The following is a 15068-nucleotide window of genomic DNA, read 5'->3' on the forward strand; positions in this document are numbered from 1 at the left end:
GTCGCGCTATCGTTGGCGCCACAGGTTCATAGCGGGGAAGCCCATGCGGGTGTTACTGGTCGAGGATGACGGCATGATCGCCCAGGCGCTGCAGGACGCCCTGGGCGCGGCGGGGTACGCCGTGGACTGGGTCGACAATGGCCTGCTGGCCGAGGCCGCCTTGCGCACACAACATTACGACCAGGTGCTGCTCGACCTGGGTTTGCCCGGCCAGGACGGCCTGCAGTTGCTGCAGGCGCTGCGTGCAGCCGACAACCCGGTGCCGTTGCTGATCATCACCGCACGCTCGGGGCTGGATGACCGGGTGTGCGGGCTGGATGGCGGTGCGGACGACTTTCTGCAAAAGCCTTTCGAGATGGCTGAACTGCTCGCCCGGATGCGCGCGGTCATGCGCCGCAAGGGCGGGCGCGCAGCGCCTGAACTGGGCAATGGGACGCTGAGCCTGGACCCGGTCAGCAAATGCGCACGTATTCTGGATCAGCCGCCCGTGCAGCTTTCCAACCGCGAGTTTGCCTTGCTCCAGGCCTTGCTGGTGCGCCCCGGCGCGATCCTCTCGCGCAGTGAACTGGAAGACCGGATCTACGGCTGGGGCAACGAGGTCGAAAGCAACGCCGTGGAGTTCATCATCCATGCGCTGCGCCGCAAGCTGGGCAAGGACGTGATCCGCAATATCAGGGGGCTGGGATGGATGGTCTCAAAGGACGCCTGAAACAGTCGCTGCAACTGCGCCTGTCGGTGGCGCTGTCGGTGGCGATCCTGCTGGTGGCGACCATGAGCGGGACGTTCAGCTACCTCACTGCCTATGATGAAGCGCTCGACCTGCAAGACAACAGCCTGCACCAGGTGGCCGCGTTGTACATGCGCCAGGGCCTGGCGTTCCGCTACCCGGACAGCGCGCACGCGGCGTCCGTGGACGATGAAGAAACCCGTATCGTCATCCAGTACCTGGCCGACGGCCAGTCGGTCAGCCACGCCGATGACAGCCAGCTGCCATTGCCCATACCGGGCTCGGTGGCGGACGGCCTGTCGACGGTGGTGGTGGGCGACGAGCCTTTTCGCGTGTTGGTCAGGACTGACGCGGCCGGCCGGCGCTTTGCCGTGGCGCAGGAGATCCACAGCCGCAACCGCGATGCGCGCAACAGCGCCTGGCGTGCGCTGCTGCCCTTTGCAATCCTTTTCCCCATCCTGTTGCTGGTGGTGGCCAACCTGATCCGTGAGCTGTTCAGGCCGGTATCGACCTTGGCGGCCATGCTCGACACCCGCGACGATCAGGACTTGCGCCCGATCGACGAGCACCTGCTGGCCACCGAGATTCGCCCGTTCGTCCAGGCGATCAACCGGCTGCTCGGGCGCGTATCGCGGACCCTCGACGCCCAGAAGCGCTTTGTCGCCGATGCGGCCCATGAACTGCGCACCCCGCTGACCGCACTGTCGCTGCAGGCCGAAGGGCTCGAACATGAGGCCATGTCAGCCCGTGCCCAGGCGCAGATGGCGATGCTGCGCCGCGGCATCGGCAGGAGCCGCAAGTTGATCGAGCAGTTGCTGGCCTTGGCCAGCGCGCAACTTGCAGAGCCGCCGTCAGGCTCGGTGTCATTGCATGAAACCTGCCGCCTGGTGCTGGAAGACCTGATGCCGCTGGCGGAGCAGAAGCAGCTCGACATTGGCCTGGAGGGTGACGATGCGCGCCTGCCCATGCGCGAGGTCGAGCTGCGGACCGTCATCAAGAACCTGGTCGAGAATGCCATCCGTCACGCGCCGGAGGGAGGGCATGTAGACCTGCAAGCAACGCAGAGTGCTGAAGCAATCATGCTGTGTGTGCTCGATGATGGCCCTGGTATTTCTCCGCAAGCCTGGGAGCGTGTATTCGATCCTTTCTATCGGGGTAATGAACAGGTCGGTGAAGGTTCCGGCCTTGGGCTGTCGATCGTGCGAACCATCGTCCAGCGCTCTGGCGGGGAGGTGACAGTGGGTTACGCTGATGACGCAAACCGGTTGGGCTGGCGTGTGTGCTTGCACTGGCAGGTAGCTGTCGTTTGAGCCATGCAGTTGTAGGTATTGAAGGGCTGACTCGTTGGCGTTACCACGGCCTGGGCGCTTCAGATATCCCGCTCGCCTAGCGCCCCAGTAGCTGCCCCACCAGCCATTGCCCGGCAGGCCCCAGTGCCCGCTGGCGTGACCAGGCCACATCCATGGCCACTCGCCGTGGGTAACCGGCCATGGGCAGCTCCACCAGGCCACTGCCGAAGCGCGCCACCAGCGCCTTGGGCAGTTCGGCCCAGCCGAAACCGCGCACGGCGAACTCCAGCAAGGTCAGGTAGTCCGGCGCCGACCAGGCCTGGCCGTGGCCATGGGGCAGGCTCGGGGCATAGGTCTTGATGTACAGCTGGCGTTCGTTTTCCAGGTGCTGCGGTTGCAACGCCGGCAGTTTCGCCAGCGGGTGTTCGCTGCTGACATAGAGGCAGAACTCCGCCTGCTCGGGCAGCCGCGCCACGCTGACATCCGCCGGGTAACGGTCCTGGGCGGCGAGGATGCCGATGTGCGCCAGGCCTTGCTGCACCAGGTCGATCACGTCGGCGTCTTCGGAGGGGCCGCAGCGCAGCTCGGTGTGCGGGTAGTGTTCGGCGAAGCGGCCCATCGCCGCGCCCTGGAAGGTGACGCTGTAGCTGTCGGACATCACCACTGACACCAGCGGTTCAACCTGGTCAGCCAGGCGCACGGCCAAGGCATCCAGTTTGGCGCTGGCATCGAGGATCGCCTCGACGTGCTTCAGCACCTGATGGCCGGCGGCATTGAGCGTGGGGTGGCGGCCAGCGCGGTCGAACAGCGGGCAACCGATGTCGGCCTCGAAGTTGGCGATGGCGATGCTGATGGTCGACTGGCTCTTGCGCAGCTTGCGCGCGGCCGCGGAGAACGAACCGAGGGCGGCGGCTTCGACAAAGGCGACGAGGGCTTCGGGGGAGTAGCGCATGGGTATCGGTTAAAGCAATGGAGGATGTGCCTTGAGTATCGACTCCATCAAAGTGGCAAGCAAGCATGAACCGTGTTTGGTGCAAGCTCCGAGCTGTTGGGACTTGGCAGTCTGATTGGGGCTGCTTTGCAGCCCTTCGCGGGCTCGCCCGCTCCCACAGGAGCCGCGCATTTTCTGAGTCCTGCGCTGTACATGTGGGAGCGGGCAAGCCCGCGAAGGGCCGCAAAGCGGCCCCAATTTACACCGTAGCCGGGAGGCTTCGTCCTTTCGCCAGGTAGGCATTGAACTCATCGTCCGGCACCATGCTGCCACCCGTTCCCCAGACCAGGTGGGTAGCCTGCTGCAGCTGGGCCGGGGAGAGGCCCAGGCGAGCCAGATAGTCGCTCGCCTGCAGCACCCGGACCATGCCGGGTACGCCGGCCAGCGCCGAGGGTTCCAGCTTGACCTTGTCCTGTTCGAAGGCAATCACCATCAGCCGGTACAGTTCTTCGTCGGTCACCGTGTAGTAGCCATCGATCAGCCGCTGCATGGCTTTGCCGACGAACCCGGACGGTCGCCCGACCGCCAGGCCGTCGGCGGCGGTGATGTTGTCGATGCCGAAGTCTTGCACGCTGGTTTCATCGTGCAGGCCGGTGTACACCCCCAGCAGCATGCAGGGCGAGTGGGTGGGCTCGGCGAATACGCAGTGCACGGCATCGCCGAATACCAGCTTCAAGCCGAAGGCGACGCCGCCAGGGCCGCCGCCAACGCCGCAAGGCAGGTAGACGAACAGCGGGTGATCGGCGTCCACCTGGATGCCGGCCTGTTCGAATTGCCGCGCCAGGCGCTCGGCAGCTACGGCATAGCCCAGAAAGAGTTGTGGGGAGTTTTCGTCGTCAACGAAATAGCAGCTGGGATCGGACGCAGCCTGCTGGCGGCCTTGCTCGACGGCAATGCTGTAGTCCGAAGCGTGTTCAACCACCGTTACGCCGTTGGCGCGCAGCTTGTCTTTCTTCCACTGCCTGGCGTCGGACGACATGTGCACGCTCACCTGGAAGCCCAGCTTCGCGCTCATGATGCCGATCGACAAACCCAGGTTACCGGTCGAACCCACGGCGATCTTGTACTGGCTGAAGAACGCCCGCGCCTGCTCGCTGGCCAATACGGAATAGTCATCGGAGGGCGTGATCAGGCCGGCGGCCAAGGCCAGGTCCTCAGCGTGCTTGAGCACCTCATGAATGCCGCCCCGGGCCTTGATCGAGCCAGAGATGGGCAGGTCGCTGTCTGCCTTGAGCCACAGGCTACCCACATTCTGCAGTGATCCTTCTTCGATCAGTTGCTGGCGAAGCTGTGGCAGTGGGGCGATGTGCGACTCGATAACCCCACCGGCAGCGGCTGTTTCGGGGAATACGGTGGCGAGGTAAGGCGCGAACCGCCGCAGCCGCTCGCTCGTGGCTTGCACATCAGCAGCGGTCAGGCCCACGTCGTTCAACGCCTCTGACGCCTTGGCAATACCAGGGTTGAACCAGCTGGTTTCCTTCAGGGCGACCAGCTTGGCAATGATCGGGTGGCTTTGTTGCCAGGCTTGCAAGGTTTTTCCGTGGATCATGATTTCACCTGTAGCGCAGTCTTTGCACAGTAGATCAGACAATTTTCGAAAGCAGCAGGGTCAGGCACAAGGCAATCACCGAGGCCAGCACGGTCGCTGCGGTCTTCAGCGCATCGCTCAGCGACAGGCCGATGTACTCCTTCACCACCAGCATTAGCATTCGGGAAGTAGTGGTCAGGTGCAGGGCGGACCAAGTCACGTACCTTCTGCATTTTTCAGTTATTGTTCGTGGAATCTGCCAATACCGAGCTGAAGATCGTGACCGATACCCCTCGAACTGACCGAAATCCTTGGGCAGTTTTCTTGATCTTTCTGCAACTGGGACTGACCTCCTTTGGCGGCCCAATCGCTCACCTGGGGTACTTTCGAGACGAATTCGTGGTGCGGCGGAAGTGGTTGAGCGAGCGTAGTTATGCGGATCTTGTTGCGCTGTGCCAGTTTTTACCGGGCCCTGCCAGTAGTCAGGTTGGTATCGCGCTGGGCCTTTGTCGCTCAGGCTACAGCGGTGCCCTGGCCGCTTGGATGGGGTTCACGTTACCCTCGGCGATTGTCCTGATTCTCTTCGCGCTGAGCGTCTCCAGCCATGGCGATGCCCTGCCTCCAGGTGCGCTGCACGGATTGAAGGTAGTAGCAGTGGCAGTGGTTGCACAGGCGGTCTGGGGAATGGCTCGCAACCTGTGCCCCGATAAACCACGCGTGTCGATCATGATAGCGGCGACCTGCTTTGTGCTGCTCGTACCTTCCTTGTCAGGGCAAGTGGGCGCCCTCGTGATCGCCGCATTGACAGGGCTTTTGCTGTTCAAGCCCCAGCAAGGTCAAATCCATGATCCACTGCCTGTCGGGATGTCGCGGCGAACTGGCGTGGTTTGGTTGGCTGTGTTCTTCGCGCTGTTGCTGGGGCTGCCATTTCTGAAAGCGCTGTTCCCCAGCCAGTTGCTGTCTTTGGTAGAGGCCTTCTACCGTTCGGGCTCGCTGGTATTCGGAGGCGGTCATGTTGTGCTACCGCTGCTCCAGGCAGCAGTAGTGCCTGCCGGGTGGGTCAACAGTGACGTCTTCCTGGCTGGATACGGAGTAGCGCAGGCAGTGCCTGGACCACTCTTCACCTTTGCGGCCTTTCTTGGGGCCTCGTCGAGTCAAGTCCCCACGGGTTGGATCGGCGGGCTGATTTGCCTGCTGTCGATCTTTGCGCCCTCGTTTCTTCTGGTGATGGGGGCTTTACCGTTTTGGGAGTCCTTGCGCCGTAACACGCGTACTCAAGCTGCACTTCAGGGTATCAATGCGGCTGTGGTCGGTGTGTTGCTTGCGGCTCTCTATCAGCCCGTTTGGACGAGTGCAATTCACGCCCCGCAGGATTTTGGCCTGGCGCTTGTGGCACTGGCTGCCCTGATGTTCTGGCGTTTGCCTCCGTGGCTGGTGGTGTTTGGTACAGGGGGCCTGGGCTGGCTGCTTAGCCTTGTAGCGTGACGCTGGCTTGGCATTTTTATGCCAGCCATCCCAGCCACATCGCCCCGACCGGCTACACGGAGCTGAGCAGGCTGCGTTCAAGGGGCCTTGTGCTCACATTCTCCGCCCCCCTGTTCGAGCGCCATCAGCGCAGGCATGTCGAGAATTTCCACCCGTCTGCCCTGCAGGTTGAGGATACCCAGTGCGCGCAGGCGGGCGACGGATCGGCACACGGTTTCCAGGCGCAACCCCAGGTACGAGGCCATGTCTTCGCGAGACATGCGCAACAGGAAGCCATGAGCAGAGTAGCCGCGGCTGACGAAGCGCCTGGACAGCCCCACCAGAAAACTGGCCAGACGCTGTTCGGCGGTCAGGTTGCACAGCATCAGCACGCGTTCATGTTCACGTACGATCTCGCGGCTCATCAAGCGGTTCAGGCTTTGTTGCAAGACGGGAAAATTGCGCGCCAGGGCTTGCAGGCGGCGATACGGTACGGGGCAGACTTCGCTGTCTTCCAGGGCAATGGCGTCGCAGACATGGTGTTCGGTGGCTATGGCATCGAGGCCCAGCACATTGCCCGGCATCCAGAAATTGATCACCACGCCTTGCCCCTCGGCGGTGTTCAGACTGGTCTTGAAACTGCCACAACGCACGGCATAGAGGGTGGTCAGTGGATCGTTGGCATTGAACAGTGCGCTGCCCTTGCGGATACGCATGCGTGGGCCTATCAACGCGCCCAAGCAGCTTTCATCGTGGATGGGCAGGCCGGTGGGCAGGCACAGGCCACTGACACGGCAGTCACTGCAGAGGGTTGCCAACGGTTTCAGGTGAACAGGATGTGCCGTACGCGGCGCGTCAGGCTGGTCGAGCAGCCTGACCTTCAGTTGGCCGGACATCTTCAGGCCTCCTTCACGCATCGGCGATCGGTGTGGGCCTCGGCTTCGGCAGCGGTATTGAAACTCACCCGCCAGTCATCCATGCGGACCCACCAGCGATCCTGCTCGCTATTTTTCTCAATGAAGACGTTCATCAGAGCCTCCACAGCCTGTAAGGGCAAACATTGCACGATGAAGGCGTCCCTGCCGTCACAGCGTGCGCTGGCTAAGCCTCGAAACATTGATCGGCATCAAGATCCTGCATCATCGACGATGCCGTTTGTCTGCAGAGGCCTCCAGTTGATAAACATCAAATCTGCAAGACGTGGTTGGCAGATGCTTTGGCTACGTATCACAACCGCAGAGGTGTGCCATGGAAATTGCGCCAAGACTGCTGATGATCGCGTCCCCCCTGATGCGCCGAACTCCGGTCTATGACCGTGCTGCGGCGTTGGCCAAGGCCAAGGGGATGGCGCTGCATATCGTGGCTTTCGACTATCTGGAAGGGCTTGCCACGGCAGGCCTGGTCAATGACCAGGCGCTGGCTGTCATGCGCGAGGGTTATGTGCAGCAACACCGTGAATGGCTGGAAAGCCAGGCAGTGCCGATGCGGCGCAGTGGTGTCACGGTCACGACTGAAGTGGTGTGGGTACAACAGCCCTTGAACGAGATCCTGGTACACCTGCGCGAGCAGCCGTTCGCCATGCTGATCAAGGAATTCGAGCATGAGCCCTGGTGGATGCGCGCCATGTTCACCTCGCTGGATATCCAGTTGCTGCGTGAAACGCGAATTCCCTTGCACCTGGTGCACAAGGCCAGCCATGCGTTGCCACGGCGAATTCTTGCGGCCGTGGACCTGTCCAGGCCGGAAGATCAATTCGAAGGTTTCAACGACCAGATCATCAGCGAAGCGCTGAAGCTGGCGTTGCAGTGCAATGCCCAGATCGAATTGTTGTATGCCTATGATCTGGGTTCCATGTACCTGGACGCGGGCGGCAGCCGGGAACATTCGTTCCTGTTCGAGTCGAACCTCGCCCAGACCCTTCACGAAGCCCAGAGCGACGCTTTCCAACTGCTTGCCGAGCGAAACGGGATAGCCGTAGAACACCGTCACATGCGCATAGGCGACCCGGCCAAGGTCCTGGCAATGTTCATGGATCACAATGACATCGATGTGCTGGTCATGGGCAGTTATCACCACCACGACATCGGCTGGATCATCGGCAGTACCGCGGAGCGGGTGTTGCATCGGTTGTCCAACAGCGTGCTGGTGATCTCGCCCGAGCATTCCCAGGGGTAAATGCACAAGGCCCGCGAGGGCCTTGTCGTTCAGGCGCTCAAGTCCAGTTCATGGACAATTTCGCTGACGTCGCCGCCCAGGTAGCGTGAGCTGAAACCTAGCGCCTTGGTCAGCCGGTGCATGGCGTAGTTGTTCGCCAGGTCCCGGGAGACCATGCACTGGTAGCCATTGCGCCGTGCCGACACGATCAGGTGCTGCAACAGGCGCTTGCCCAGGCCTTTGCGCTGCCAGTCCTCGCTGACCGCCACTGCGCATTCGCAGCGCAAGCTGCCCGTTGTGCCGGCATACCGACTGACGCCTATCTGTTGCAGCCTGCCGTCCACATGCGCCAGTGCGACATAGGCCATGCGCTGATGCTGATCGACCGGCATCCACCGCGGGTCGAGGCTGGGCATTGCGCCGCTGAGCCCGGCGATGAAGCGAAAGCGCCTGGCCTCGTAGGCGATCGTGCTCAGGAAGCGCTTGTCCCGTTCGTGGTCTTCCTCGCGCAGCGGGCGGATCAGCACGGCTGAACCGTCGTCAAGCGTTTCGACCCAGTGCTCACAGGCTTGCGCCTGTTCAGTGTGCTGCCCGTTCATGGTGCCTCCCGGTGACCTGACCTGTGCCTGGTGCAGCCGTTGTAACGCGGCTAACCCGTTCGGTTCTGACAATGGTCAAGTTCAGGGCGGATGGCCGTTTTCTGATCTGCATCAAGCGCCATTGAAGCGGTGCGCGGAATATCGCCTGTATCACACCCCAGCGGCGCAAGCCCGGAGGTTCATCATGGGTCAATACCGACAATTGCTGGTGCTGCTCACCGAGGTCGATGTGCATTCAGCGGCGCTGCGCAGGGCCCTGGCCCTGGCGCACGTCAGTGGCGCCAGCGTGCATGTGCTGGGGCTGTTCGAACCGAGCGAGGCGCACCTGCTGCGTGAGGAACGGCTCAATGAAGCCGACATCAGGCGCCAGTACGAACACTATCGGGAAACGCTGAGCACCCTGGTCGAACGGCATCGCGGCAGCGGCATCACGCTGACGGTCGACACCCTGAATGCAGACGATATCCGCAGCATGGCCATCGACTACATCAGCGAACTGCGGCCCGACATGGTCATCAAGGACAGCGAAACCGCCTCGGCCCTGGCACGGCTGTTCAGTACGCCGCTGGACTGCGCCTTGATGCGGGGGTTCAAGGGCTTCACGCAGTTTGTGCCGAGATCCTCCGTCACGCTGCCCCGGCGCGTACTGGTGGCCGTGGATACGGCATTCAGCGAAACACCTGCTGTGCAAGAACACTTCAACCGTGGGCTCATCCGCGCCGCCCAGGCACTGGCCCTGCAGTGTGATGCGCCGTTGCACCTGTTGTCGGCCTACAACCTGGCTGGCGTGTTCGCTGCGGACATGAACGTGTCCCAAGCCTGGATCGACGAGATGCGCGAAGCGCTTCAGGAGCCATTCGACGCCTTGGCTGACACCGTGGGCGTCGCGCCCGAGCGCCGGCACTTCATGGAAGGTGGGCCGGTGCAGGTGATCCGCGAACAGGTGGCCGTACTGGATATCGATGCGCTGGTGATGGGCGTCGTGCAGCCCAAAGGGCTGGACAAGCTGCTGGGCGATACCACCGAACGCATCGTCAGCCACCCGCCCTGCAGCGTGCTTGCGGTGCACCCTGACGTGGCCGCAACCTGGGAGCCTTAGCCATGCAACTGACCTTTCTTGGCGGTACAGGCACCGTGACCGGCAGCAAATTCCTGTTGACCCGCGACAGCACGCGGGTGCTGGTCGACTGCGGGCTGTTCCAGGGCTTCAAGCAACTGCGCCTGCGCAACTGGGAGCCGCTGCCACCGGCCCTGCGCGCCCTCGATGCAGTGGTGCTGACCCACGCCCATCTCGACCATAGCGGTTATCTGCCGGTGCTGGCGAGGGAGGGCTACAGTGGGCCGATCTACGCTACGCCGGCGACCTGTGCCCTGGCGGAGATCCTGCTGTTGGACAGTGCGCGTTTGCAGGAGGAGCAGGCCGAGCATGCCAACCGTCACGGCTACTCCAAGCACACGCCAGCGCGCCCGCTCTACACCGAGCAGGATGCGAAACGGGCCCTGGCACTGTTGCACCCTGTGGAGTTGCATCACCCGTTGCCGATTGCCGAAGGCATGGAACTGCTGATGCGTACCGCCGGGCATATTCTGGGCGCGGCAACGGTGCAGATCAGTGCCGAAGGCCAGACCGTACTGTTCTCAGGTGATCTGGGCCGCCCTCAGGACCCGATCATGCGTGCGCCTGAACTGGTCAGGACTACGGATGTACTGCTGGTCGAGTCGACTTACGGTGATCGCCAGCACCCTGACGAGTCGACCGCCCAGTACCTGGCCAAGGTCATCAATGAAACACTGCTGCGCCATGGCATCACCCTGGTGCCCTCGTTCGCCGTCGGCCGCGCCCAGCTGTTGATGTACTACCTGTATACGCTCAAGCGCGACCGGCTGATCCCGAATATTCCGGTCTACCTGAACAGCCCGATGGCCACCGACGCCACCGCACTCTACCAGCGGTTTCGTAGCGAACATCGGCTGTCAGAAGTCGAGTGCGCGGCGATGTGCCAAGGCACGCATATCGTACGAACGGTCGATGAGTCCAGGCATCTGGACCAGCTGCGCGAACCTGCGGTGATCATTGCTGCCAGTGGCATGGCCACGGGTGGCCGGGTGCTGCACCACCTCAAGGCGCTGGCCCCCAACCCACGCAACAGCATCCTGTTCTCGGGCTTTCAGGCTGGCGGCACGCGGGGTGCCGATATCGTCGCCGGTGCCCGCAGCGTGCGCTTGCAAGGCGAAGATGTGCCGATAAGGGCGCAAGTGCATGCCATGGAGAACCTTTCAGCGCATGCCGACGCCGACGAGATCATGGAGTGGTTGCGTGGCTTTACCCGGCCGCCGCGGCAGACCTATGTCATTCATGGCGAGCCGCACGCTGCCGACACGTTGCGACGGCGCATCAGCCTCGAACTTGGCTGGCAGGTTTGCGTGCCGGAGTATCAGGAAACCGTAGCCATCGACCCTGTGCGCTAGCCGGGTGCGGGAGGTGAATCATGAGTACGCAAGCAAGGGCGAAACTGCGGGCCTGGTTGCACAGGCCCAGGGGCAGCCTGGGTTGGATCGTGACTATCGTCGCTTTACTCGTCGCCGCGTCCGTCTATCGCGCCTTGAGCGCGAGCTGGCGCATGCCCATGCGCGATCCGGCAGTGCTCCTGAGTCTGCTGGCGTTGAGTGTGGCACTGGGGTGGGCGGTGCAGCGGGGTGTGAGGCGCACGGTCGGCAAGGCCATTTTCAATGGCCAGGAGACGGGTTGGCAGGCCAGGCTGGCGTTGCTGCGTTCAATCACCCGCGAATCGAACAGGTTGATGAGCGGGTTGCTGCTCCTGGTCGTGCTCGGTGCTGGCACCGTGTGGCTGGCGGGGCGCTCCGTGGCGCAGATCGTGGAAAATTGCACGGCCAACCTGCAGGGCCAGGTGGACGTTCCTGAGCATGACAAGCTCGCTGCGCTGGTCGGTAAACCCGTGTGCACCTGCCTGGCTCAGACCTTCCTGAAGCGCAATGGGGTGCTGCGCCTGGCACTGTTTGAGACGCCTCTGCAGGAGGTGAGCGGCCTGAAGGCGTTGACTCCCGCTGATGAGCAGCGTTGCCTGGCGCAGTTCGACCTGGTGCCCGGGGAGGGGAGTGAAGTCACGCCGTGAGGGAAACGGCTCACAACAGTGCGCAATATCGCCAAATCCTGAAGACAGGCCGCCGCGCCACGACCACGATGGCGCAGAGCGCGGCGGCCCAGGGTCAGATCAGGGATAGCCGGTGGATCACCTGGCTGGGGTCATCCGGGTCAACGGACGTGTCGAACCCTGCCGCCCTGGCCAGGTCGCGCATCGCCTGGTTGGCTGCTGCGTCGATCGAATACATCTGCCGCAAGCCCTTGGCCCGGGCATGGTCGATCAGGTGCTTGAGCAGCAGGCGACCCAGGCCATGGTGCTGCCAGCTGTCCATGACGGTGACGGCGCATTCGCAGTCGTCCTTGCCGCTGCCGCTGCCGCTGCCGCTGGCGTAGCGGGAAATGCCCACTTCCTGCAACTCGCCATCCACGTGGGCGAGGGCGACGTAGGCCATCTGGCGATCCTGGTCGATTTTCATCAGCTGATCGAGCATGGCCTCTCCGGGCTCCCTGAGCTGGCACAAGAAGCGGAAATGCCGCGACTCGGGCGACAGCCGTTCGATGAAGGCTTTTTCGCGTTGTCGGTCTTTGGCTTGCAAGGGCCTGATCAATACGTGAACGCCGTTTTCAAGGGCTTCGATCCAGTGTTCACCCGAAGGCTTGGGAAACGAAAGCGTTGTGTGTACTCGGGAAGTCTCGGTGGGTGCCATGGCAATGTCCTTCGTGTCGGATGAACAAGGAAGTCCAGTTTCGGCACCGAGCCCAGCGCTGACTTGACCGTTGTCAATGGCTTCACTCGTGCGTCCGACCCTTGGTCGGACAGAACGCTTCCTTTAGTGGGACCGCTAGTGAGATGCCCGCATGCAAAATCTGATGCTGCGCATCAGGCACCTGGCCGCTCGACCACTACTTGGCCTTCCAGTACTTCTGCATTTCGAGGAACAGGAACGAGGCGGTCCAGGTAATCAGCACCAGGCCCGTCAAGGCCTGCAGGCCGGTGAGGTACTTGAGATGGCCGGTGGGGGCGATGTCGCCGAAGCCTATCGTGGTATAGGTGGTAAAGGAGAAATACACGCAGTCCAGGAAGCTCCCGTCGAAATTGCCGCTGAGCGTGCCCCAGCCTGGGGCATGCGCCATCAGGTAATAGGCCAGGGCAAAGCACCACACTTCCACAGCGTGCGCCAGCAGTGCGCCGAATACGCCTGCCACGATGCGAAAACGGCTCCAGAGCTTGAGCCGAGGGAGCCAGTCGTTCAGGCGCAGCAGGCATTCGTAATGAATGATCACTACCAGGATCACCACCATCATGTTGATCAGCGTGACAGAGAGCATCGCAGGTACCCTGGCCAGGATCGGTGGTTCATTTCGTGGCATTGACCAACACGTAGGTGGCGGGCTCTTTGGCCTGTGGTAGCAACGCCGGGAACTCTTCGGGGGTGATGGTCTCTTTGGCCAGCAACAGACACGCGCCTGCATCCAGGTCGTTGCGGCGCTGCTCCAGTAACGCCCGGGCGCGGCCATAGGCTTCTTCGAGCAAGCCGCGGATGGCGAGGTCGATCTCGCGCGCGGTTTGCTCCGAGTAGTCCTTGCGCTCCTGGCGCAGTATCGAGTCGCCCAGAAACCCGGATTGTTGGCGCTCCAGTACCGCCTGGCCTAACACCGGGTTCATGCCGAAGCGGGTGACCAGTTGGCGGGCGATGTCGGTGGCGCGACCGAGGTCATCGGCGGCTCCTGTGGAGACCTGCCCGAACGCAAGGTGTTCGGCGGCGCGCCCGGCCATCAGCACGACCAGGCGGTCGCGCAGCATCTGGGTGCTGATCAGGTAGCGGTCATCGGTTGGCCGTTGCAGGGTGTAGCCCAGTGAACCCGCGGCGCGGGGAATGATCGACACCTTGTGTACCGGGTCCATCGCCGGCAGGCTGCTGGCGGCCAGGGCATGGCCCATTTCGTGGTACGCCACCACCTGGCGCTCGTCGCTGCGCAACACGCTGCCTTTGCGCTCGACGCCTGCCACCAGGCGCTCGACCGCAGTGGTGAAATCCTGCAACTCGACCCACTGGCTGGAGCGTCGGGTGGCGACGATGGCCGCCTCGTTGACCAGGTTGGCCAGGTCGGCGCCCGTTAGGCCCGGGGTGATCTCGGCAATCCGCTCGCAGTCCAGGTCGTTCTTGTAGATGATCTTGTGCAGGTGGACTTTCAGGATCGCCAGGCGGCCCTTGCGGTCGGGCCGGTCGATGAGAATCTGCCGGTCGAAGCGCCCGGCACGCAGCAGCGCCGGGTCCAGCACTTCCGGGCGATTGGTCGCTGCCAGCAGTACCACGCCTTCACGCGGGTCGAAGCCGTCGAGCTCGGCGAGCAACTGATTGAGGGTTTGTTCTTTCTCGTCATTGCCGCCAAAGCTGCCGACGCCGCGCATCTTGCCCAGGGCATCCAGTTCGTCGATGAAAATGATGCAAGGTGCGGCCTGGCGGGCCTGGTTGAAGAGGTCACGCACCCGCGCGGCACCCACGCCGACGAACATCTCCACGAACTCCGAGCCGGAGATCGAGAAGAACGGCACCGCCGCTTCTCCGGCGATGGCCTTGGCGACCAGGGTCTTGCCGGTGCCGGGTGGGCCTACCAGCAACGTGCCCTTGGGCACATGGGCGCCAAGGCGCGCATACCACGCCTTGTTTTTCAGGAAGGACACGATCTCGGTCAGCTCGCCCTTGACGTCGTCGATACCGGCCACGTCGGCGAAGGTCACCTGGGTGTCATGTTCGACATAGACCCGCGCCCGTGACTTGCCCACCCCCATCAACCCGCCCAGCCCTTGTTTCTGCCCCAGGCCATGAAACAGGAAGTACCACAGCACCAGCATCATCAGCAGCGGCATCAACGCGCCGACCACGGTCGCTACCGTGCTGTCCTCGACGACGCCAGAGAACGCCACCCCAGAGCGCCCCAACTGCTCGCTCAGTGCCGGGTCGACGCGCACGGTGGAGAACACCGAGTGGCCATCGATCGGTTCCTGCAGCCTGCCGAGGATACGGTCGTGCTCGATATGCAGGTCGCTGACCTTCTGCTGATCGAGCAATTGCAGGAACTGGCTGTAAGGGATGGCTTGCACGGCCGGCTGGTTGAACAGGCCGAACTGCACGGCAGCGAGCACCGCCAGGCCGACTGCCAGGAAGTAGAGCTTCCAGGGCTGATCCTTGTTCATGGCCATCTCTCCTC

At 62.7% G+C, this 15068-nt stretch carries 16 protein-coding genes; 7 read left to right on the top strand and 9 right to left on the bottom strand.

What is annotated here, in order from left to right; genetic code table 11:
• The first annotated feature begins 43 nt into the window (after positions 1 to 43).
• Complete coding sequence (locus N430_RS06430; RefSeq protein WP_110634120.1) at positions 44 to 709, top strand: response regulator; 666 nt, start codon at positions 44 to 46, stop codon at positions 707 to 709.
• Complete coding sequence (locus tag N430_RS06435) at positions 685 to 2037, top strand: ATP-binding protein (RefSeq protein WP_110634118.1); 1353 nt, start codon at positions 685 to 687, stop codon at positions 2035 to 2037. Before N430_RS06430 ends, N430_RS06435 begins: the two co-directional genes overlap by 25 nt.
• 76 nt (positions 2038 to 2113) lie before the next feature.
• Here N430_RS06435 and N430_RS06440 read toward each other — a convergent pair whose 3' ends face one another.
• From N430_RS06440 to N430_RS29420, 3 genes are all read right to left on the bottom strand, one after another.
• A complete protein-coding gene (locus N430_RS06440; protein ID WP_110634115.1) occupies positions 2114 to 2968 on the bottom strand; it encodes a LysR family transcriptional regulator in 855 nt (284 codons plus the stop codon).
• 238 nt (positions 2969 to 3206) lie between these two features.
• On the bottom strand, positions 3207 to 4556 hold the full coding sequence (locus N430_RS06450; protein WP_110634109.1) for a D-serine ammonia-lyase: 1350 nt from the start codon (positions 4554 to 4556) through the stop codon (positions 3207 to 3209).
• A 34-nt stretch (positions 4557 to 4590) separates the two neighbouring features.
• Positions 4591 to 4755 carry a hypothetical protein gene (locus N430_RS29420; RefSeq protein WP_158288778.1) on the bottom strand — a complete coding sequence of 55 codons (165 nt, stop codon included), beginning with the start codon at positions 4753 to 4755 and terminating at the stop codon, positions 4591 to 4593.
• A gap of 59 nt (positions 4756 to 4814) precedes the next feature.
• Between N430_RS29420 and chrA the strand changes: the two genes are divergently transcribed.
• Positions 4815 to 6020, top strand: a complete 1206-nt coding sequence (gene chrA / locus N430_RS06455; protein WP_110634627.1) for a chromate efflux transporter — start codon at positions 4815 to 4817, stop codon at positions 6018 to 6020.
• Positions 6021 to 6097: 77 nt separating this feature from the next.
• Here the strand turns inward: chrA and N430_RS06460 are convergent, their stop codons facing one another.
• On the bottom strand, positions 6098 to 6895 hold the full coding sequence (locus tag N430_RS06460) for a helix-turn-helix domain-containing protein (protein ID WP_110634106.1): 798 nt from the start codon (positions 6893 to 6895) through the stop codon (positions 6098 to 6100).
• A 2-nt stretch (positions 6896 to 6897) separates the two neighbouring features.
• Positions 6898 to 7029 (bottom strand): hypothetical protein, encoded by a 132-nt coding sequence (locus N430_RS29680; RefSeq protein WP_256592096.1) that lies wholly within the window; start codon positions 7027 to 7029, stop codon positions 6898 to 6900.
• 218 nt (positions 7030 to 7247) lie between these two features.
• On the opposite strand from N430_RS29680, the gene N430_RS06470 reads away from it, so the two are divergent.
• A complete protein-coding gene (locus N430_RS06470; protein WP_110634100.1) occupies positions 7248 to 8174 on the top strand; it encodes a universal stress protein in 927 nt (308 codons plus the stop codon).
• Between the two features lie 29 nt (positions 8175 to 8203).
• Here the strand turns inward: N430_RS06470 and N430_RS06475 are convergent, their stop codons facing one another.
• On the bottom strand, positions 8204 to 8752 hold the full coding sequence (locus N430_RS06475) for a GNAT family N-acetyltransferase (protein WP_110634098.1): 549 nt from the start codon (positions 8750 to 8752) through the stop codon (positions 8204 to 8206).
• A 184-nt stretch (positions 8753 to 8936) separates the two neighbouring features.
• Here N430_RS06475 and N430_RS06480 point away from each other — a divergent pair, with 184 nt between their 5' ends.
• The 3 genes from N430_RS06480 to N430_RS06490 are packed head-to-tail and all read left to right on the top strand — an operon-like array spanning position 8937 to position 11886.
• Entirely contained in the window at positions 8937 to 9851 is a 915-nt protein-coding gene (locus tag N430_RS06480; RefSeq protein WP_110634095.1) for a universal stress protein, read from the top strand.
• Between the two features lie 2 nt (positions 9852 to 9853).
• The gene (locus N430_RS06485) at positions 9854 to 11221 is read left to right on the top strand and encodes an MBL fold metallo-hydrolase RNA specificity domain-containing protein (protein ID WP_110634092.1); all 1368 of its coding nucleotides are present in this window, start codon (positions 9854 to 9856) and stop codon (positions 11219 to 11221) included.
• A gap of 20 nt (positions 11222 to 11241) precedes the next feature.
• Complete coding sequence (locus tag N430_RS06490; protein WP_256592097.1) at positions 11242 to 11886, top strand: hypothetical protein; 645 nt, start codon at positions 11242 to 11244, stop codon at positions 11884 to 11886.
• Between the two features lie 94 nt (positions 11887 to 11980).
• Here N430_RS06490 and N430_RS06495 read toward each other — a convergent pair whose 3' ends face one another.
• From N430_RS06495 to ftsH, 3 genes are all read right to left on the bottom strand, one after another.
• Positions 11981 to 12562: a GNAT family N-acetyltransferase gene (locus N430_RS06495; protein WP_110634086.1), complete on the bottom strand. Its 582-nt coding sequence runs from the start codon at positions 12560 to 12562 to the stop codon at positions 11981 to 11983.
• A gap of 196 nt (positions 12563 to 12758) precedes the next feature.
• Entirely contained in the window at positions 12759 to 13184 is a 426-nt protein-coding gene (locus tag N430_RS06500; RefSeq protein ID WP_110634083.1) for a potassium channel family protein, read from the bottom strand.
• Between the two features lie 28 nt (positions 13185 to 13212).
• Positions 13213 to 15054, bottom strand: coding sequence for an ATP-dependent zinc metalloprotease FtsH (ftsH, locus tag N430_RS06505; protein WP_110634080.1), 1842 nt, complete (start codon positions 15052 to 15054; stop codon positions 13213 to 13215).
• Positions 15055 to 15068: the final 14 nt, after the last annotated feature.

The organism is Pseudomonas sp. CC120222-01a (assembly GCF_003097235.1).
GTDB lineage: Bacteria > Pseudomonadota > Gammaproteobacteria > Pseudomonadales > Pseudomonadaceae > Aquipseudomonas.